This is a genomic window from Streptomyces sp. MZ04 (assembly GCF_004684775.1).
In the GTDB taxonomy this organism is placed as follows: domain Bacteria; phylum Actinomycetota; class Actinomycetes; order Streptomycetales; family Streptomycetaceae; genus Streptomyces.
Genome location: NZ_SRIC01000161.1, coordinates 1 through 18,864 on the forward strand (window position 1 = coordinate 1; position 18,864 = coordinate 18,864).

The following is an 18,864-nucleotide window of genomic DNA, read 5'->3' on the forward strand; positions in this document are numbered from 1 at the left end:
CTTCTCGCCTGGCGTTCCTGTTCCGTGCTCTGCCTCTTCGCGGGTCATGTTCACGACGCTAGGCGTGCGGGGGCCCTCGGAGCGTCGGCCTAAAGTCGATGGGCGGGAGACTTCGGTCGGTATCGCGGAGGCCGGACCCGCCCGCCGCTATCGCGGAGCCGGACCCGCCCGCCGCTATCGCGGAGCCGGACCCGCCCGCCGCTATCGCGGAGGCCGGACCGGCCCGCCGGTATCGCGCTCCCGGCAAATGCGTTTGCCGTGCCAACGCCCGCCGCCTACCGTCCCGATCATGCTGCCCATCGTGGACACCGACGAGCAATGGGACGCCGTAGTCCCCGATGAAGCCGTCCTGCGGCCCGGCGTCGACGACCTCTGCCGCAGGCTCGGTCTCGAGGGGGTGCCATCGGTGCGCTTCCCGGCGGGTTCGCAGCCCGTCTACGCGGTCGGGGGCGAGCTCGTCCTCAAGCTCTTTCCGGGTACGGCGGCCGCCGACGGCCTCGTCGAGGAGCGGGTGCTGCGCCATCTCGACGGGCGGCTTCCGGTCCGTACGCCACGGGTGCACGCGGCAGGCGCGTACGAGAACGGATGGCGCTACGTCCTCATGTCCCGGCTGCCCGGCGAGGAACTCGTCGCCGCCTGGCCGCGCATCCCGCGCGCGGGACGCGAACACCTCGTCGAGGAAGCCGGTGCCGCGCTCGCCGCGCTGCACGCCCTGGATCCCGCGCCGCTCGCCGACGTGCTCGGACCCGGCGAGTCCGACGTGCTCGGACCCGGCGACTGGGGTGCCTTCCTCGGCCGGCAGCGGGCCGGGGCCGAGCGGCGGCAGCGGGAGCGCGGGCTGCCGGAGAGCTGGCTGGAGCAGATCCCGGACTTCCTGAACTCCGTTGCCCTGCCCGGCGATCCGCCGCTCTCCCTCCTGCACACCGAGTTCATGCGTCAGCATTTGCTGGTCGATCCGGGCGGGCCGGCCGAACCCCCGCGCCTCACCGGGCTGTTCGACTTCGAGCCCGCCATGATCGGGGATCCGGCGTACGACTTCGTGGGCGTCGGCCTCTTCGTCACGCGCGCGGAGCCGGGGCTGCTCGGCCGCTTCATGCGGGCCTACGGCCGCACCTTCGAGCCCCGTGAACTCCTCGCCCACACTCTGCTGCACGTCTACAGCAACCTGCCCTGGTACTTGCGGGAGCTGCCCGCCCCGCCGGAGCCGACGCTCGACTCGCTCGCGGAGACGTGGTTCGACGCAGGCACCGGAACGGGCTGAGTCAGACGCGAGGTCGATGCCGTTCGTGGCGACGTTCTCGCCGAGGGCGCCCGGCGTCACGTCGAAGCCCGCCGCCGCGAGCTCGTCGAAGAGCTCCTCGTGGATGAGGGGCGAAGGTGACCCGGTCGGCGAGACCGCGCTTCTCGGCGGTGGCGCGGCCTCTGGCCAGGTCGTCCCCGTTCAGGTCGACGCCGGTGCCGGTGGCTCCGGGGGCCGCCTCCAGGACGCGCAGCAGCAACTCGCCCCAGCCGCAGCCGATGTCGAGCACGGTGCCGATCCCCGGCGAGACGCGCTCGACGAGGCGGGCGGCCCGCGCCTCGGAGAGCGGGCCGTGGAAGGTGAGGCGGGTGAGGCGGGTGAGGCGGGGCGGGACGTTCGTGGCGGTGTCGGACATGGGAGGGGACGGTAGCCCGTCAACTCGGCCGCAGGACACCGACTTTGCTTTCGGTGAGGACGGTCCGCCGCCGAAAGGCCGGTCCGCCCCTCAGCTCTCCTCGCCCGCCTCGTTCTCCCCACCCGACTCGTGCGCCTCGTTCTCCTCGCCCGCCTGCTCCCGTACGTTCCGCTGTCGCGAGCCCACCGACACCAGCACCCCCACCGCCGTGCCCGCGAGGGCGGCCGGCACCATCCAGGCCCGGTTGAAGGAGTGGCCGAGCGCGTCGTCGGCCGAGTAGGCGCCGGGGCCCGTGATCGCGAGGGCCGCGGAGACCAGGCCGAGGTACGCCGGGTACTCGTAGCCGCCGCTCATGCTGAAGAAGCCGTTGGGGGCGTGCACGGCGGTCGCCCCCGCCATGGCTCCCGCCGCCGCGGAACCGGCGGCCGGGGTCGCGAGGCCGAGCGCGAGGAACACGCCGCCGCCCGCCTCGGCGAGGCCCGCGATCATGGCGTTCGCCTTGCCCGGCTTGTAGCCGATGGACTCCATGAACGCGCCGGTGCCTTCGATGCCGTGGCCGCCGAACCAGCCGAAGAGCTTCTGGGCGCCATGCGCGGCGAGCACGCCGCCCGTTCCCACCCGGAGCAGGAGAAGGCCCAGGTCGCGGCGGTCGAAGCAGGAACTGGTCATGGCGGCGTCTCCTGGGGAGGGGGTGAAGGAAGGGGAGGGGTGTCAGGTACGGCTCCTCCTTCACCGTCCGTCAGACCCGCCCCGCGCACCCGGCTCGATCGGCCGTACGAGTGACCCCGCCGCGTCCGGTGGCGCGCGGGCATCGCCGGTGTGACCGTGGGGCCATGAGCATTCAGGTAAACCGGCTCAGCGACCCGACGGTCCGAGCCTTCGTCACCGCGGTGAACACCAACGACCAGGCCGCCTTCCAGGCCGTCCTCACGCCCGACGCGACCATGTCCGACGACGGTTCCGACCGGGACGTCGCCGACTGGACCGAGCGCGAGATCTTCTCCTCCAACGGCCATATGGAGGTGGAGAACGAGTCCGATGGCGGGCGCGCGCTGATCGTCAGCTACCGCAACGACACATGGGGCGAGATGCGGACGAAGTGGCGGTTCGACGTCGACGGCGGGAAGGTGTCCCGCTTCGAGACGGGCCAGGCCTGAGCCTCACCCGGAGAGAGGCGCCCTCCGACGCTTCGGCAGGGCAACCTTTCCGCGACCCCGGTGACGCCCGCCGCTCCCCGGCGGGCGCCACGGGTCGGCGCGGAGCGGCTGCCCTGCCGCCTCCCCCTTCACAGCGGCCTGTGGTGCCTCAGTGGCAGTTCTTGTAGCCGTTGTCGGCGGTCGTCCATGAGCAGGAGTCCTTGAGCGAGCCGCTCGGCTTGATGAGGCGGGCCTTGTCGCTGGTGTTGTTCCAGACGTACGAGCCGCGGCCCCAGTAGCGGACACCGGAGGCGTTGGTGCCCTTGCCCGTGCGGACCTTGACGGTCTTGCCCGCGCCGATCTTGTAGCTGCCGAAGGTGTACGTGTAGCCGGTGTTGTCCTTCAGCTTGTAGCCCTTGAGCTGGATCGCCGAGCCGGAGTTGTTGTGGATGTTCACCCACTCCGCGTTCAGCGAGGAGTTGGTACGGGTGTCGCGGCCCGGGCTGTCGTACTGGATGTACCCGAGGTGCAGCCCGCTCTGGTGGCGCGCGGCCGCGCTCGCGGGGGACGCGGCGAGCAGCGAGGCCGAGAGCGCGGCGGCGGCGAGGACGGCCGGGACCGCGGAACGTATGTGCAAGATGTGCTCCAAGCGTGCTCTGAATGTGGAGTTCTCGTGGAGGGCTCGCTGAGCATACTGGGTGTGATGCGCGTAATTGGCGCGGTGCTTCATATTCCGCTTGTGCAGATGTTGGCCGACCGTGAACGACGGGTCACGGTCGGCCACTTGGCCGGATCGGGCACCGAAACGCGCTAACCCCGCCCGATGAACGGCATGTTCGTCGCGAGCACCGTCGCGAACTGCACATTCGCCTCCAGCGGCAGCTCCGCCATGTGCCGCACCGTCCGTGCCACGTCGGACACGTCCATCACGGGCTCGGGCGCCAACTCCCCGTTGGCCTGCAGGATTCCGGACCGCATGCGCTCGGTCATGTCGGTCGCCGCGTTGCCGATGTCGATCTGGCCGCAGGCGATCCGGTAGGGGCGGCCGTCCAGCGAGAGGGACTTCGTCAGGCCGGTCAGCGCGTGCTTCGTCGTCGTGTACGCGATCGACTGCGGGCGCGGGACCTGGGCCGAGATGGAGCCGTTGTTGATGATCCGGCCGCCCTGCGGGTCCTGCTCCTTCATCTGCCGGAACGCCGCCTGCGCACACAGGAACGCGCCGTTGAGGTTCGTGTCGACGACGTGCCGCCACGCGTCGTAGGGCAGCTCCTCGACCGGGACGCCGCCCGGACCGAACGTACCGGCGTTGTTGAAGAGCAGGTCGAGGCGGCCGAAGTTCTCGCGTACGGCCGAAAAGAGCGCGGCCACGTCCTGCGGCTCCGAGACGTCCGTGCGCACGCACAGCGACGTGCCGTCGGGCGCGACCGCCGCCGTCTCCTCCAGCGTCTCCATCCGGCGCCCCGCGAGCGCCACGGACCATCCCGCGCGCAGCAGTTCGACCGCCACGGACCTGCCGATCCCGGACCCCGCGCCGGTCACCACGGCGGTCCTCATCACTCCAGTTGGCTCTGCGTTCATGGCCCCGCAGCGTACGGGAGGGGTGTCCACGCGGACATCATCCGCCCGCCATGTGGCTGTTGTGTACGCGATAGGCGGGCGTCGTCCCCCGCCACTTGCATGCCCCTGACACCAATCGTCAGGGGAGGGTCACATGACACCCGCAGGCCGGCATCACGCACCCGAACTCCGAGCCGCCGCCCGCCACTTGGGCCGCCGTCGTTTCCTCACCGTCACCGGCGCCGCGGCCGCGCTCGCCTTCGCCACCAACCTGCCGACGGCGGGCGTCGCGAGCGCCGCCGAGCTGGACGCGCGCAAAATATCCAAAGACCCGTTCACCCTCGGTGTCGCATCCGGCGACCCGCTGCCCGGCTCCGTCCTGCTCTGGACCCGCCTCGCCCCGTCCCCGTACGAACCGGGCAGCGGCCTGCCGAACGAGCGTGTCACCGTCCAGTGGGAGCTGGCCCACGACGCCCGCTTCCGCCGGATCGCCAGACGCGGCTCCGCCACCGCGCACCCCGAGTTCAACCACTCCGTACACGTCGAGGTGGACCACCTCGACGCCGGGCGCGGCTACTACTTCCGCTTCAAGGCCGGGCAGTGGATCAGCGACACCGGCCGCACCCGCACCGCGCCCGCCACCGGCAGCAAGGTGAGCGCCCTGACGCTCGCCGCGGTGTCCTGCCAGGCGTACCACGACGGCTACTACACCCCGTACAAGCACCTGGCCGAAGACGACGTCGACGTCGTCTTCCACCTGGGCGACTACCTCTACGAGTACGCGGTGAACGCGGTCGGCGGCGCCCGCAACTACACCGACCGCACGCTGCCCGCGCTCTACAACCGCGAGACGCAGACCCTCGAGGACTACCGACTGCGGTACGCGCTCTACAAGTCGGACCCCGATCTGCGCGCCGCGCACGCCGCGCACCCCTTCGTCGTCACCTGGGACGACCACGAGACCGAGAACAACTACGCGGGCGACCTCGACGAGAACGGCAACCTGCCCGCCGAGTTCCTGCTGCGCCGCGCCGCCGCCTACCGCGCGTACTGGGAGAACCTGCCGCTGCGCAGCCCCCAGAAGCCGAGCGGCCCCGACCTCCAGCTCTACCGCCGCGTCAAGTGGGGGCGGCTCGCCCAGTTCGACATCCTGGACACCCGGCAGTACCGCTCCGACCAGGCGTACGGCGACAAGGCCCACGTCCCGGGACCGGAGACGGACGACCCGGCACGCACCATCACCGGGGCCACGCAGGAGCGCTGGCTGATCGACGGCTGGCGCGGCTCGCGGGCCCTGTGGAACGTCGTGCCGCAGCAGGTCACCTTCTCCGAGCGGCGGCTCGACCTGAACGCGGAGGCGAAGCTGTCGATGGACGCCTGGGACGGCTACCGCGCGTCGCGGCAGCGGGTCCTCGACGGGGCGAAGTCCTCCGGCATCGAGAACCTGATGGTGCTCACCGGTGACGTGCACGTCGGGTACGCCTTCGACATCAAGGAGAACTTCGACGACCAGTCGTCCAGGAACGTCGGCACGGAGATCGTCGCGACGTCGATCGCGAGCGGCAAGGACGGCGCCGAGAAGCCCGCGAACTGGGAGACCTGCACCAAGGCCAACCCGCACATGAAGTTCTACAACGGGCGGCGCGGATACGTGACGGTCGCCCTCGGCACCGAGTCCGCGCGCGCCGACTTCAAGACGGTGTCGGCGGTGACGACGCCGGGGGCGCCGATCACGACGGCGGCGTCCTTCGTGACGGAGTCGGGCAACCCTGGGCTCAAGCCCGCGTAGTCGGACGGCAGTTGCGGGGTGCGCTCACTCGCCCGGGTAGCGCACCCCGATCCGCTCCCGCACCGCGTCCAGGGTCCGCATCACCGCGAGGGTGCCGTCGAGGGGGACGAGGGGGGACTCGGTGTCGCCTGCCCGCAGGCGGTGCATGACCTCGGCGGCCTCGTGCCGGAGGCTGTCGCGGGGGCCGTCGTCGGGCGCGGCGGTGAACTCCTCGGGGTCGCGGCCGTCGCGGTGCAGCACGAAGCGGTCCGGGAAGAAGAAGCCGTACGGGATGTCGATGCGGCCCCGCGAACCGGTGACGGAGGCGGTGACCGGGGTGCCCCCGTTGATGGAGCAGTGCAACACGGCGTGAGCACCGCTCTCCCACGAGAGCAGCATTCCCGTCTGGAGATCAACGCCCTCATCCGAGAGCGCTGCTCTCGCACTCACCCCCGACGGCTCCCCGAGCAGCAGCTGCGCGAACGACACCGGGTACACCCCGAGATCGAGGAGCGCGCCACCGCCCTGCGCCGGATCACGAAGGCGGTGCGCGGGCGGGAAGGGGCCGGCGAGCCCGAAGTCGGCCTGCACGGTGCGCACTTCACCGATCGCCCCGTCGTCGACCAGCGCCTTCAGTCGCCGGACCAGCGGATGGCAGTACATCCACATGGCCTCCATCAGGAACAGACCGCGCCGCCGGGCGAGCGTCACCAGCTCCCGCGCCTCCCGCGCGTTCAGCGCGAACGCCTTCTCGCAGAGCACCGCACGACCGGCCTCCAGACAGAGCCCGGCCGCCGCCCGATGCGCCGAGTGCGGTGTCGCCACGTACACGACATCGACGTCCTCGTCCTCGGCGAGCGCGCCCCACTCCCCGTACGCGCGAGGTATCCCGAACCGCTCGGCGAACGCCTTCGCCGATGTCTGGGTCCGCGAGGCCACCGCGACGACCTCCGCGTCCGGCATGTCCAGGAGGTTCGCCGTGAACGAGGCGGCGATCCCACCCGTCGCGAGGATGCCCCAGCGCACGGGATCACGGTTGTCTTCCACCACAGGGGCCCCTTGTCCGTACCGCGGAGTACCGCGGAAATGGTCTCAACCAGCTCAGCTGAGCTGAGAGCATAGGTAATCGCACGACTAATCGGGAGGGAATCCGCATGCCGGAACACGGCAGCCGCACCACCAGCGGGTTCGAACGCCCCCTCATACGGCAGCCCCGAACGGCAGCGCAGGTCCCGGAGCCGGTCCCTGTCCCGGTGCCGGTCCCTGTCCCGGACCCCGGCACGCCGGATCTCACCGCCCGGCGCCGCACCGGCCTCCTCGTCACCCTCGCCCTGGGCGGGCTCACCGCGGTGCCCCCGCTCTCCATGGACATGTACCTGCCGGCCCTCCCGGAGGTCACCCGCTCGCTGCACACGTCCGCCGCGACCGCCCAGCTGACGCTCACCGCCTGCCTCACCGGCATGGCGCTCGGACAGCTTGCGGTCGGGCCGATGAGCGACCGGTGGGGGCGGCGCCGCCCCCTGCTCATCGGCCTGTTCGGCTACATCCTCGCCACCGCGATCTGCGCCTTCGCACCGACCGCCGAACTCCTCACCGGCTTCCGTCTGCTGCAGGGCCTCGCGGGCGCCGCGGGCATCGTCATCGCCCGCGCCATCGTGCGTGATCTCTACGACGGTGTGGAGATGGCCCGGTTCTTCTCCACCCTCATGCTGATCTCCGGGGTCGCCCCGATCGTCGCGCCCCTCATCGGCGGCCAGGTCCTGCGCTTGACCGACTGGCGCGGCGTCTTCGCCGTGCTCACCGTCGTCGGCATCGCCCTGACGGTCCTCGTCTGGCGGCGGCTCCCCGAGACCCTCGCCCCGGAGAACCGGCACGGCGGCGGCACCGCCGAAGCCCTGCGCACCATGAAGTCGCTCCTCGCCGACCGCGTCTTCACCGGCTACATGATCGCGGGCGGCTTCGCCTTCGCCGCGCTGTTCGCGTACGTCTCCGCTTCGCCGTTCGTCATCCAGGAGATCTACGGCGCGTCCCCGCAGACCTTCAGCCTGCTCTTCGGCGTCAACTCCGTCGGCCTGATCATCGTCGGCCAGATCAACGGCAAGATCCTCGTCGGCCGGGTCAGCCTCGACAAGGCGCTCACCTTCGGCCTCACCGTCATCACCCTCGCGGCGGCCGCGCTCCTCCTGATGACCTCGGGCGTCTTCGGCGACGTCGGCCTGGCCCCGGTCGCCGCCGGTCTCTTCGTCCTGATGTCGGCGATGGGCCTCGCGATGCCCAACACCAACGCGCTCGCCCTGATGCGCGCCCCGCACGCCGCGGGCTCGGCCTCCGCGCTGCTCGGCACGTCCTCCTTCCTCATCGGCGCGATCGCCTCACCGCTGGTGGGCATCGCAGGCGAGGGCACGGCCGTCCCGATGGCCCTCGTACAGCTCGTCTGCGCTCTGGCGGCGATCGGCTGCTTCGTGGGACTGTGCCGACCCTGGCAGCGGACGACACGGGAGGGGGCGGACCACTGACCGCGCCACGCCTTCTGCGCCCCGGAACACCGGAGCGCGCGGGACTCGACACGGATGAGATGAACCATCTCGTACGAGAGGTGCGCGACCTGACGCGCGGCAGGCGGCCCTGGTGCGCCGGCGCCGTGGTCCTCGCGGGACGCGGCCCGGTGATCGCCGTCGAGGAGGCCGCGGGGTACGCGGTGCGCTACAGCGCGTACGACCCGGTGGCCGACGCCGGTGTCGAACTGCGGCCCGAGCAGCGGGTGCCGGCCCGCACCGACACGCCCTTCGACCTGGCCTCGCTGACCAAACTGTTCACCGCCGTCGCCGCCATGCAGCAGCTGGAGCGCGGCACGCTCGGCATCGACGCCCTGGTGTCCGCGTACCTCCCCGAGTTCACGGCCGCCGCCGAGCACCGGATCACCGTGCGCCGGCTGCTCACGCACACCTCGGGCCTGCGCCCCGAACTCCCGCTGTACGCCTGCCCGGACGGCAAGGCGCGGCTCGACGCCCTGCGCTCAGAGGCCCCCTCCGCCGAGCCGGGCACGTACCGCTACTCCGACCTGAACATGCTGCTCCTCCAGCACGTCCTGGAGCGCATCACCCGCCGCCCGCTCGACGTCCTGGTCCGCGAGGGCATCACCCGGCCGCGCCCCGACGCGGCCGCCACCGAGGACCAGCGCCGGCCGTGGGCCAAGGCCGACCGGGGGATGCTGCGGGGCGAGGTGCACGACGAGAACGCCTGGGCGCTGGGTGGCGTCGCGGGCCACGCCGGGCTCTTCTCCACCGCGCGCGACCTCGCGGTGTTCTGCCGCGCGCTGCTGTGCGGCGGCTCCTACGGCACCGCGCGCATCCTCGGCCCGGACTTCGTGGAGCTGATGCTGACGCCGCCGGGGCTCGGCTTCGGCGTCGACCAGGCGTGGTTCATGGGGGAGCTGTCGGGTAGGGGCGCCGCCGGTCATACGGGGTTCACCGGGACGTCCCTGGTCCTGGACCCCGCGACGGACACGTTTCTGATCCTGCTTGCGAACACGGTGCATCCCCGCCGCCGGTCCGCCGACAGTGGGCCGCGGGCTCGGGCGGCTTCCCGCCTTGCCCGTGCGGCTCGGTGATTCGGCTGCGGCTTGTGGGGGCTGGTCGCGCAGTTCCCCGCGCCCCTTACGGGGCGCCTAGAATTACGGAGTGAACGTCCCGATCTCCCCGGTTTCCCCCGCCGAAGCCCTGCGTACTGCCCTCGCCGGGCTTCTCGACGGGCTGCCGCCCAAGCAGGCCGCGCAGGCCGTCGAGCGGTTGATTGCCAATTACCGGGGGCGTACCCCGACCGACGCACCGATTCTGCGTGACCGCGCGGACGTCGCCGCGTACGCCGCTTACCGCATGCCCGCGACCTTCGAGGCCGTACGGTCCGCGCTCGGGGCCCTCGCGGACGCGGCGCCCGAGGGGTGGGTGCCCGGCAGCCATGTGGATGTCGGCGGCGGCACCGGTGCGGCCGTCTGGGCGGCGAACGCGACGTGGGGTGGTGAGCGGCCGGTCATGGTCCTTGACTGGGCCGAGCCCGCCCTCGCTCTGGGGCGTGAACTGGCGGCCGGGGTGCCGGAGTTGAAGGCCGTGCAGTGGCAGCGCTCTCGTATCGGAGCGGCGCTCAGCATCGAGAGCACTGATCTCGTCACGGTGTCGTACGTCCTGAATGAGTTGACCGAGGCCGACCGCCGGTCCCTCGTGGATGCTGCGGCGGCAGCGGCACAGCAGGCCGTCGTCATCATCGAGCCGGGCACTCCCGACGGCTACGCGCGCGTCATCGAGGCCCGCGACCGGCTGATCGCCGCCGGTTTCCGCATCGCCGCGCCCTGCCCGCACAGCGCCGCCTGCCCGATCGTGCCCGGCGAGGACTGGTGCCACTTCTCGGCCCGCGTCAGCCGCTCCTCCCTGCACCGGCAGGTCAAGGGCGGCTCATTGGCGTACGAGGACGAGAAGTTCAGCTATGTGGCGGCCGTCCGCTTCGACGCGGAGCCCGCGGCCAACCGCGTCGTGCGCAAACCGCAGATCCGCAAGGGCCAGGTCCTGCTCGACCTGTGCGCGGCGGACGAGACGCTGGGCCGCGAGACGGTGACCAAGCGGCACGGCCCGCTGTACAAGGCGGCCCGCGACGCGGAGTGGGGCGACCCGTGGCCGCCCCACGAAGGGAGCTAGCCGCGCAGCTCCTGCGTGCAGCACTTCACGCTGCCGCCGCCCTTGAGCAGCTCGGTCAGATCCATGCCGATCGGTTCGTAGCCGCGCGCCCGCAGCGGCTCGAAGAGGCCGACCGCGGCCTGCGGGAGCAGCACATGGAGGCCGTCCGAGACCGCGTTGAGCCCGAGGGCCACCGCGTCCGGCTCCTCGGCGATCAGCGCGTGCGGGAACAGACGCCGCAGCACGGACTGGCTGCCCGGCGAGAAGGCGGGCGGGTAGTACATGACGTCGTTCGCCGCGTCGTCCAGGACGGCGAGCGCGGTGTCCAGGTGGTAGTAGCGGGGGTCGACGAGATCGAGTCCGAGCACCGGGCGGCCGAAGAACTCCTGGGCCTCCCCGTGCGAGAGCGGGCTGGCGCGGAAGCCGCGGCCCGCCAGGACGCAGGAGGACGTGACGGCGAAGTCGCCCTCGCCCTCGTTGATGTGGGTGGGTTCGTGGATGTCCGTGAAGCCGTGCTCGCGGAACCACTCCAGGTGGGCCTCGGCCTCGGGACCGCGCTCCGGATGGGCGAACCGGGCGCCGAGCACACGGCCCTCGACGACGGTCGCGCCGTTCGCGGCGTAGACCATGTCCGGCAGGCCGGGGCGCGGGGTGAGCTCCTCGACGGTGTGGCCGAGCGAGCGGTAGCGGTCGCGCAGGTCCTCCCACTGGGCGACGGCGAGAGGGACGTCGACCGGTTTCGAGGGATCCATCCACGGATTGATGGAGTACGTGACCTTGAAGTGTGCCGGTGAGCACATCAGATAGCGCCGGGGTGTGGCGCGACGAGGAAAACGACTCAACGAGGGCTCCTCACGTACCGCGGTGGTCAGTTGCTGCCTTCTGTGGGGCAGTTGCTGACCATGGTGCGGTGTGCGGAGCCCTCGCGCTGTGATCTGAACGGGTGGTTCAACGAGTGGTCCACCCGGGTCCGTGGATGGTTAACACCCCATCCACGTCCCCGCCTTGAACGAGACGCTGCGTCTCGTCAAGGGTTTTCGAGACGGTACGTCTCGCCTCGTTCGCTGCTACATTCGGGAACATGGCCACGAAATCCGCCCCTGACCCCACGCGCCGCAGCGAGCGCTCGCGCCGCGCGATCTACGACGCCGCCCTCGAACTCGTCACCGAGGTCGGCTACGGCAAGGTCACCATCGAGGCGATCGCCGCCCGCGCGGGCGTCGGCAAGCAGACGATCTACCGCTGGTGGCCGTCCAAGGGCGCCGTCCTGCTCGACGCCTTCCTCGACCTCGGCGCACAGGCGAGCCAGTCGGCGAGCGACGCGGCGGGGCACGAGCCCGAGCACGAGATCCCGGACTCCGGAGACCTGGAGGCCGACCTCAAGTACGTCGTGCGGGCCACCATCGACGAGTTCAAGAACCCCAAGTACGACGCCCCTTGGCGCGCGCTCGCCGCCGAGGGCATGATCAACCCGGAGCTCGGCGCCGAGTACGTGGAGAAGCTCCTCGAGCCCTCGCTCCAGCTCTTCGTGAAGCGCCTCGAGCTCGCCAAGGAAGTGGGCCAGGTCGCCCCCGGCGTGGACCCGCGCATCGCCCTCGAACTGTGGAGCGGCCCGCTCGCCCAGCGCTGGCTGCAGCGGACGGGACCGCTCACCCACGAGTACGGCGACAAGCTCGTCGAGTACGCCCTGTACGGCATCGCGCCGCGCTGATCACCCGCCGCGGTCGGTCAGTTGACCGGCCACCGGGCCCGCAGACCGGCGGCGCTCACGCCCTTCACGCCCTTCACGCCCTTCACCGGCGTCCGCGAGAGCAGTGCGGGCGCGTCCGTGATCACGCCGTTGCAGCCGAGCCGCAGCACCCGGTCACGCTGCTTCGGGGTGGTCACCGTGTGCGCCCACACCCGCGGGACCCCGGAGTTGACCGCGCGGGCCAGGTCGCGGTCGCGCGCCTTGTAGTCGACGTCCAGTACGTCAACGAAGCGCGCCCAGCGCTCGGGCCGGTCGTCGAGCATCTGCTTCTGGGAGCGCCACAGCTGCGCGAGCAGGCCCATGCGGTGCGCGCGCAGCGCGACGGCCGGCTCGTTGGAGTTCACGAACACCGAGCGGGTCAGGCCCCGCGCGCGGATCAGCGAGCCGAGCGCGCGCAGACTGCGCGGGTCCTTCGCCTCCAGCATCAGCATGATCCGCCCGCCGAAGCGGTCGAGGATCTCCGCGACCGTCGGCGGCCGCTCGGGGCGCCAGCTGCCGGGCAGCGCCGGGCCCGGCCGCAGCCGGACGTCCCGCCACTCCCGCAGGGTGAGCGCGCGCACCGGTCCGGTTGAGGCCGTCGTACGGTCCAGGGTCTCGTCGTGCAGGGCGACGAGCGTGCCGTCGCGCAGTATCCGCGTGTCGACGTCGATGACCTGCGCCGTGCCGCGCTCGTACGCCGTCACCAGGCCCGACATGCTGTTCTCCGGAACCTCCAGGGCGCCGCCCCGGTGCGCGGTGTAGACGACGCGGGGGAGTGCCTCCACCGTCAGCGGGCCGCCGCCCCATTCCAGCGGGGCGAGCGGACCGGTGGGTGCCGTGAGGGCCAGCGTCGTGAGGCTCGTGAGCCCGGTGAGTCCCGTGAGCACAGTCCTGGTGACCATGGCGAACACGGTAGGGGGGTATATCCCGTATTTATCCGCAATGACGCGCGATGTCACCCTGCGCCTTGCATCACCCCTGCTACCCCGGATGTGGGCTCTGGCCCCCCGGGGCGCAGGATGGTGCGACCATGGGAGAAGCTTCTCGGCACAAGTGTGAGGTGAGGGGATAGATGGGCGCGGAGTTCGGCCGCCGGTCCGGCGGGCAGAGCAGGATTTCCCGGTGGCTTCGCCGACGCCCCCGTCCGCAGGACGCGACGGGCGACGAGGCGGGGCGCGAAGCGCTGCTGGTCGCCGCCGCGGCGGCGGGCTTTCCGCTCTCGCCTGCCGCGCACCCTTCCGCGTACCGATGTTCCTGCGACCGCATCGGCTGTCCCACGCCCGCGCGGCATCCGCTCTCCTTCGCCTGGCAGACGCAGGCCACCACCGATCGCGCGCAGATCGAGCGGTGGGCCCGGCACCAGCCGCAGGCCAACTTCATCACCGCCACGGGAATGGTGCACGACGTCCTGGACGTCCCGCTGGCCGCGGGCCGTGCGGCCCTGGAGCGGCTGCTCGCCGAAGGGGTCGACGTGGGGCCCGTCGCCGAGTCCGACGGCGTCATGGACGACGGGCGGATGCTCTTCTTCACGCTCACGCGCGGCACCCCCGAGGACGAGGACGAGTGGTGGCCCTGCGAGCTGGACTGCCACCCCGAGACGACGAACGAACACCCGGGCCTGCGCTGGCACTGCCGTGGTTCGTACGTCCTCGTGCCGCCCGCGCGGCTGCCGGGTGACCTGGCGGTCCGCTGGATCCGGGGCCCCGAGCACGCGCTGCCGGATCCGCTGACGCTGCTCGAGGCCCTCACCGACGCGGGCGCCCGCGACGCGGGCGAGCCCCAACACGACGTGGCCGCCTGGCCGTCGAGGGGCTGACTCCCACAACGGGCAGGCGCCCGCCCCTACTCGCCCTTGGCGCCGGTCAGGCCCTGGATGCGGCTCAGGAAGGCCACCGGCTCCGAACCCACCGGGTCGAGGACGAGCTGGTTGGAGACGCGCTCCAGCGTCACCGACTGCTTGACCTCGCCCTTCATCAACGGCTTCACATCGGCGTCGACGGTGAGGTTGACGCCCTTCGCGGCGGTCTGCTTCTCGTAGTGATGCGTCGAGAAGAAGACCATCGCCCCGCCGTCCGCGGTCCGCAGACCCACCGGCGCGAACGCGCCGTCGTTCTGCGGCTCGTCGATGTACTGGACGGCGATGCCCCGGCGCTTGGTGTTCTTGTCGCGGAACGCCTTCCACGTCGACGTGTGATCGCCCGGCGCGAACGTGTCGCCGCCCGACTTCAGATACGTCGTGTACTCCTCGCCGAGATCCTTCGGCGCCACCGCGAGCCCCGACGCCCCCACCTCGACCGGCTCGGCCCAGCCGTCCTTGTCCTTCTTCAGCTCAGGTACCTTCTCGGGCGCCACCAGGTTCAGGTAGGAGGCCTCCCACAGCTGGTTCTTGCCGCCCTTGGTGAAGACGAGCACCCAGCGCAGATCGCCCCGCCGGTTGGACTTCGTGTCCGCGACGAACCACCGCGGCCAGCCGGCCTTCTTGGGGATCGAGAAATTCGCGTCCGTCAGCTCGAGCGGCACCTGGTTGGGGTTGCCGCCCGGGTTCTGCGCGCCCTTCGACTTCAGGCCCGCCTGGTTGATGGCGCTCAGCGGGCCCGTGACACGGGCCGCGTCCAGGGCGGGGTCGTACGCCTTCTCCGCCTTGTTGTACGCGGTGAGGAAGTCCTCGAGCGCCCGCTCGGCCTCAGCCTTCGTCGCCGACGGGACGACTTCCCGCTCCCCGTGCACCGTCACGCACCCGCTCGCCGTCACCGTCAGTACGGTCACCGTCGACGCCACCATCGCGTACCGAAGCCTGCTCATGCGTTGCGTTCACCTTCCCCTTCCCGGGCCCGAACCCTACCGGGGCGAAGAAGAACGCGAGCGTCGGGACCAGGTACAGCAGCCACACCGTGACCTGGAGAACCGTCGGATCGGGCTGGAAGTTGAAGATGCCCTTCAGGAGCGTGCCGTACCAGCTGTCCGGCGGGATCGTCGTGCTGATGTCGAACGCCTTGTCCCGCAGGCCGCCGAGGAACTCCGCCTCCTGCAAGTCGTGCACGCCGTACGCCAGGACGCCCGCCGCCACGACCACCAGCATGCCGCCGGTCCAGGTGAAGAACTTCGCCAGGTTGATGCGGACCGCGCCCTTGTAGAACAGCCAGCCAAGCAAGATCGCCGTGAGCAGACCGAGGAGCACGCCGATCAGCGGACCGTGCGTACCGTCGTTGGAGGCGCGCACAGAAGCCCACACGAACAGTGCGGTCTCCAGGCCCTCGCGGCCCACCGCCAGGAACGCCGTGGCGACCAGCGCGCCCGTGCCCATCTGCAGCGCCGCGTCCAGCTTGCCGTGCAGCTCGGCCTTGAGATGACGGGCCGTACGCCGCATCCAGAAGACCATCCACGTCACAAGCGCCACGGCGACGATCGACAGTGAACCGCCCAGCGCCTCCTGCGCCTTGAACGTCAGCTCCTGCGAACCGAACGTCAGCGCGCAGCCGAAGCCGAACGCGATGGCGCACGCGACACCGATGCCGATCCAGATGGGCCGCAGCGCGTCGCGGCGCTCCGTCTTCACCAGATAGGCGATGAGGATGCAGACGACCAGGCTGGCCTCGAGGCCTTCGCGCAGGCCGATCAGATAGTTGCCGAACATGATTAGGTCAGTTCCCCTCAGCTGAACAGCGTCCGGCCCCACCAGTCGTCCTTGTCGCGGACGCCCGGCGGGATCGCGAAGACCGCGGAACCCCCGTGCTGGATGTACTCGTTGAGAGCGTCGGCGCGCGCCAGGCTGCGCTGCACCGGAATGAAGCCCGTACGGACGTCCCGCTGGTACGCGAGGAAGAAAAGACCCGCGTCCAGGCGGCCCAGGCCGTCGGAGCCGTCCGTGAAGGAGTAGCCGCGGCGCAGGATCGTCGCACCGTCGTTGGTGTCCGGGTGCGCGAGCCGGACGTGCGAGTCCGGCTTCATCGCCTTCAGGAACGGCTCGTCGTGCTCCTTGGCCTTGCCGACCGGAGCACCCTCGCGCTTGTCGCGCCCGAAGATGTCCTCCTGCTCACCGAGCGGAGTACGGTCCCACGTCTCGACGTTCATCCGGATGCGGCGCGCGACGAGATACGAGCCGCCGTCCATCCAGCCGGTCCCGTCCTTGCCGTCCACCCAGACATGCTTGGCGAGCGCGGAGTTGTCCTCGCCCGAGACGTTGCGGGTGCCGTCCTTGAAGCCGAAGAGGTTGCGCGGCGTCTGCGCGCCGGGCGTGGTCGACGACGTCTTGCCGAAGCCGAGCTGCGACCAGCGCACCGCGACCTTGCCGAAGCCGATGCGGGCGAGATTGCGGATCGCGTGCACGGCGACCTGCGGGTCGTCCGCGCAGGCCTGTACGCAGATGTCGCCGCCGCCGCGGGACTTGTCGAGGTTGTCACCGGGGAACTTGGGCAGGTCGACGAGCGCTTCCGGCCGCTGGTCCTCGAGCCCGAACTTCTCGAAGAGGCTCGGACCGAAGCCGATCGTGAGCGTGAGCCGGGACGGCTTGAGGCCGAGCGCCTCACCGGTGTCGTCCGGCGGCGCCTCGGCGAGCCCGCCGTAGGCACCCTCACCGACCTCGTGCCCCGCGGTCATCCGCGCGGCGGCCTTCGTCCAGTCCTTGAGGAGCTGCACGAACTGCTCGCGGTCGTCCGTCTTCACGTCGAACGCGGCGAAGTGCAGCCGGTCCTGGACGGCGGTCGCGATGCCCGCCTGGTGCTTGCCGTGGAAGGCGACCGCGCCGCCGTCCGACGCCGCGGGCACGGCCTCGTCCCCGGACCGCGCCGCGGCGACCGCGCCGCCCGTGACGGCGGCGCCGAGCGCGAGCCCCGCACCGCCCCAGCCGAGCAGTGAACGCCGGGAGGGGGAACCGGAGTTGGTGGCTGTGTCTGCTGTGTCTGCTGTGTCTGCTGTGTCTGCCGTGTCTGCTGTGTCTGGCTTGTTCGGCTCATCCGGCACGGGTGCCGTGTCGCTGTCGCTCGTGATCTCAGTCATCGTTCCCGTTCCCCCTTGCCTCTACTTGGTCTTGACGACGACGGCGGCCAGCTTCGACAGCGGCTCCGCGAGGGCGTTGACGCCGTCCTGCAGCTCCTTGACGTCCGCCTTGCCGAGCTTCTCGTACGACGTGAACGTGTACGAGTCCTTGCCGCCGCCCTTGCGGTACTTGCCCAGCAGCTTGTCCAGGGCCGCGAACTGCTTGTCGAGCTCCTTGGTGAGCGCCGGGTCGTTCTCCGCCGCGACGGCCTTGAGCAGGCTGTACGCCTTGTCCGCGCCCTCGACGTTCGCCTTGAAGTCGACGAGGTCGGTGTGCGAGTAGCGCTCCTCCTCGCCGGTGACCTTGCCGGTGGCGACCTCGTCGAGGAGCTCCTTGGCGCCGTTGGCCATGGAGGTCGGGGTGATCTCGGCCTTGCCGACACGGTTCTGCCAGTCGGTGAGGTCCTTGTCCAGCTGGGTGGCGAGCTCCTTCGCGCGCTCACCGAGCTTCTTGTCCTTCCACAGGGCCCGCTCCAGACGGTGCCAGCCCGTCCAGTCCTTCTCCAGGTCCTGGCCCTCCTCCAGGCCGTCCTCGCGAAGGTCGACCTTCGGGTCGATGTCACCGAAGGACTCGGCCACCGGCTCGGTGCGCTCCCAGCCGATGCGGGAGTCGGCGTACGCCTTCTTCGCGGCCTCGATGTCGCCCTTGCGGACGGCGTCGGTGAAGACCTTCACCTTGGGCAGCGTCGCGTCGGCCTGCTCCTGCGCGTAGGCGCGGTAGTCGGCGACGGCCTTGTCGAGACGCGGGTCGCGCTTGACGGCCTTGCCGCCGCTGACGGTGACCTTCTGGCGGATGCCGTCGCCCTTCATGCCGGGCTTGCAGGCGATCTGGTACGAGCCGGACTTCACCTCGGCGGTCAGCTTCTGCTGGGTGCCGGGGCCGATGTTCTCGCGCTCGCTGACGATGCGGTCGTCGGGGAAGAGGAGGTAGACCTCGGTGACCTTGGAGCCCTTGTTCTCGATGGCGAGCTCGACGTGGCCTGCGGAGAGCTTGCTCTTGGAGACCTCGCACTTGTCGTCGGTGGCGGTCACCTCGACGGTGTTCCCGCCGCCCTTGGCGTCGCTCTTCTCGGTGCAGCCCGTGACGGCGGTGAGCGCTGCGGCTGCGGCGATGGCAGTGGCGGCGGAGAGGCGGGCGGGGCGCATAGGGGCTCCAAGACGGTTCACGGACGGTTCACGGACGGCATCGACATCGCCACCGGCATGCCGGTGAGGCGAACCTAACTTAACTGAGCCTTACCTGGTCGATACCCAGCCGTTCCGTGATTCACCTCTCAGTGGGTGGGGGTGCTTACGGGGGTGTCACGGTGGGGTGATG

Annotated in this window: 18 protein-coding genes and 2 pseudogenes; 8 read left to right on the forward strand and 12 right to left on the reverse strand. The window is 70.8% G+C overall.

All coding sequences use genetic code 11. The features are described 5' to 3' along the window. The first annotated feature begins 289 nt into the window (after nt 1-289). Complete coding sequence (locus E2651_RS27645; protein WP_135333953.1) at nt 290-1,261, forward strand: aminoglycoside phosphotransferase family protein; 972 nt, start codon at nt 290-292, stop codon at nt 1,259-1,261. A gap of 9 nt (nt 1,262-1,270) precedes the next feature. Here E2651_RS27645 and E2651_RS45510 read toward each other — a convergent pair. The 3 genes and pseudogenes from E2651_RS45510 to E2651_RS27655 form a co-directional block, all read right to left on the reverse strand. Next, nucleotides 1,271-1,369, reverse strand: a pseudogene (locus tag E2651_RS45510) (MOSC domain-containing protein); the annotation flags it as partial. A 10-nt stretch (nt 1,370-1,379) separates the two neighbouring features. Then, nucleotides 1,380-1,655, reverse strand: a pseudogene (locus E2651_RS27650) (methyltransferase domain-containing protein); the annotation flags it as partial. 90 nt (nt 1,656-1,745) lie between these two features. Next, nucleotides 1,746-2,324 (reverse strand): DoxX family protein, encoded by a 579-nt coding sequence (locus tag E2651_RS27655; RefSeq protein WP_135333955.1) that lies wholly within the window; start codon nt 2,322-2,324, stop codon nt 1,746-1,748. Between the two features lie 164 nt (nt 2,325-2,488). On the opposite strand from E2651_RS27655, the gene E2651_RS27660 reads away from it, so the two are divergent. Continuing rightward, nucleotides 2,489-2,812, forward strand: a complete 324-nt coding sequence (locus E2651_RS27660) for a nuclear transport factor 2 family protein (RefSeq protein WP_135333956.1) — start codon at nt 2,489-2,491, stop codon at nt 2,810-2,812. A 148-nt stretch (nt 2,813-2,960) separates the two neighbouring features. Here E2651_RS27660 and E2651_RS27665 read toward each other — a convergent pair whose 3' ends face one another. After that, nucleotides 2,961-3,428: a lamin tail domain-containing protein gene (locus tag E2651_RS27665; protein ID WP_135333957.1), complete on the reverse strand. Its 468-nt coding sequence runs from the start codon at nt 3,426-3,428 to the stop codon at nt 2,961-2,963. 173 nt (nt 3,429-3,601) lie between these two features. Further along, nucleotides 3,602-4,369, reverse strand: coding sequence for an SDR family oxidoreductase (locus E2651_RS27670; protein WP_135333958.1), 768 nt, complete (start codon nt 4,367-4,369; stop codon nt 3,602-3,604). A 133-nt stretch (nt 4,370-4,502) separates the two neighbouring features. Here E2651_RS27670 and E2651_RS27675 point away from each other — a divergent pair, with 133 nt between their 5' ends. Further along, nucleotides 4,503-6,137: an alkaline phosphatase D family protein gene (locus E2651_RS27675; RefSeq protein ID WP_135333959.1), complete on the forward strand. Its 1,635-nt coding sequence runs from the start codon at nt 4,503-4,505 to the stop codon at nt 6,135-6,137. Nucleotides 6,138-6,161: 24 nt separating this feature from the next. Here the strand turns inward: E2651_RS27675 and E2651_RS27680 are convergent, their stop codons facing one another. Then, nucleotides 6,162-7,163 carry a Gfo/Idh/MocA family oxidoreductase gene (locus E2651_RS27680; protein WP_245239272.1) on the reverse strand — a complete coding sequence of 334 codons (1,002 nt, stop codon included), beginning with the start codon at nt 7,161-7,163 and terminating at the stop codon, nt 6,162-6,164. 107 nt (nt 7,164-7,270) lie between these two features. Between E2651_RS27680 and E2651_RS27685 the strand changes: the two genes are divergently transcribed. The 3 genes from E2651_RS27685 to E2651_RS27695 all read left to right on the forward strand — a co-directional run bounded on the left by E2651_RS27685 (nt 7,271) and on the right by E2651_RS27695 (nt 10,804). Next, the gene (locus E2651_RS27685; RefSeq protein WP_135333960.1) at nt 7,271-8,632 is read left to right on the forward strand and encodes a multidrug effflux MFS transporter; all 1,362 of its coding nucleotides are present in this window, start codon (nt 7,271-7,273) and stop codon (nt 8,630-8,632) included. A 59-nt stretch (nt 8,633-8,691) separates the two neighbouring features. Further along, on the forward strand, nt 8,692-9,726 hold the full coding sequence (locus E2651_RS27690) for a serine hydrolase domain-containing protein (RefSeq protein ID WP_245239273.1): 1,035 nt from the start codon (nt 8,692-8,694) through the stop codon (nt 9,724-9,726). Between the two features lie 70 nt (nt 9,727-9,796). Further along, nucleotides 9,797-10,804 carry a small ribosomal subunit Rsm22 family protein gene (locus E2651_RS27695; RefSeq protein WP_135333962.1) on the forward strand — a complete coding sequence of 336 codons (1,008 nt, stop codon included), beginning with the start codon at nt 9,797-9,799 and terminating at the stop codon, nt 10,802-10,804. Here E2651_RS27695 and ddaH read toward each other — a convergent pair. Continuing rightward, entirely contained in the window at nt 10,801-11,625 is an 825-nt protein-coding gene (gene ddaH, locus E2651_RS27700; RefSeq protein ID WP_348541673.1) for a dimethylargininase, read from the reverse strand. The genes E2651_RS27695 and ddaH overlap by 4 nt on opposite strands. A 239-nt stretch (nt 11,626-11,864) precedes the next feature. On the opposite strand from ddaH, the gene E2651_RS27705 reads away from it, so the two are divergent. Beyond that, nucleotides 11,865-12,494, forward strand: coding sequence for a TetR/AcrR family transcriptional regulator (locus tag E2651_RS27705; protein ID WP_135333963.1), 630 nt, complete (start codon nt 11,865-11,867; stop codon nt 12,492-12,494). 17 nt (nt 12,495-12,511) lie between these two features. On the opposite strand, the gene E2651_RS27710 is transcribed toward E2651_RS27705, so the two are convergent. Next, nucleotides 12,512-13,414: a glycerophosphodiester phosphodiesterase family protein gene (locus tag E2651_RS27710; protein ID WP_135333964.1), complete on the reverse strand. Its 903-nt coding sequence runs from the start codon at nt 13,412-13,414 to the stop codon at nt 12,512-12,514. Nucleotides 13,415-13,584: 170 nt separating this feature from the next. Here E2651_RS27710 and E2651_RS27715 point away from each other — a divergent pair, with 170 nt between their 5' ends. Continuing rightward, nucleotides 13,585-14,328 carry a bifunctional DNA primase/polymerase gene (locus E2651_RS27715; RefSeq protein ID WP_135333965.1) on the forward strand — a complete coding sequence of 248 codons (744 nt, stop codon included), beginning with the start codon at nt 13,585-13,587 and terminating at the stop codon, nt 14,326-14,328. Between the two features lie 26 nt (nt 14,329-14,354). Here E2651_RS27715 and E2651_RS27720 read toward each other — a convergent pair whose 3' ends face one another. The 4 genes from E2651_RS27720 to efeO are packed head-to-tail and all read right to left on the reverse strand — an operon-like array spanning nt 14,355 to nt 18,692. Further along, nucleotides 14,355-15,314 carry a hypothetical protein gene (locus E2651_RS27720; protein WP_135333966.1) on the reverse strand — a complete coding sequence of 320 codons (960 nt, stop codon included), beginning with the start codon at nt 15,312-15,314 and terminating at the stop codon, nt 14,355-14,357. Then, a complete protein-coding gene (gene efeU / locus E2651_RS27725; protein WP_135333971.1) occupies nt 15,196-16,146 on the reverse strand; it encodes an iron uptake transporter permease EfeU in 951 nt (316 codons plus the stop codon). Before efeU ends, E2651_RS27720 begins: the two co-directional genes overlap by 119 nt. A 17-nt stretch (nt 16,147-16,163) precedes the next feature. Further along, complete coding sequence (gene efeB, locus E2651_RS27730; protein WP_135333967.1) at nt 16,164-17,507, reverse strand: iron uptake transporter deferrochelatase/peroxidase subunit; 1,344 nt, start codon at nt 17,505-17,507, stop codon at nt 16,164-16,166. Nucleotides 17,508-17,528: 21 nt separating this feature from the next. Beyond that, nucleotides 17,529-18,692 (reverse strand): iron uptake system protein EfeO, encoded by a 1,164-nt coding sequence (gene efeO / locus E2651_RS27735; protein WP_135333968.1) that lies wholly within the window; start codon nt 18,690-18,692, stop codon nt 17,529-17,531. Nucleotides 18,693-18,864 lie beyond the last annotated feature (172 nt).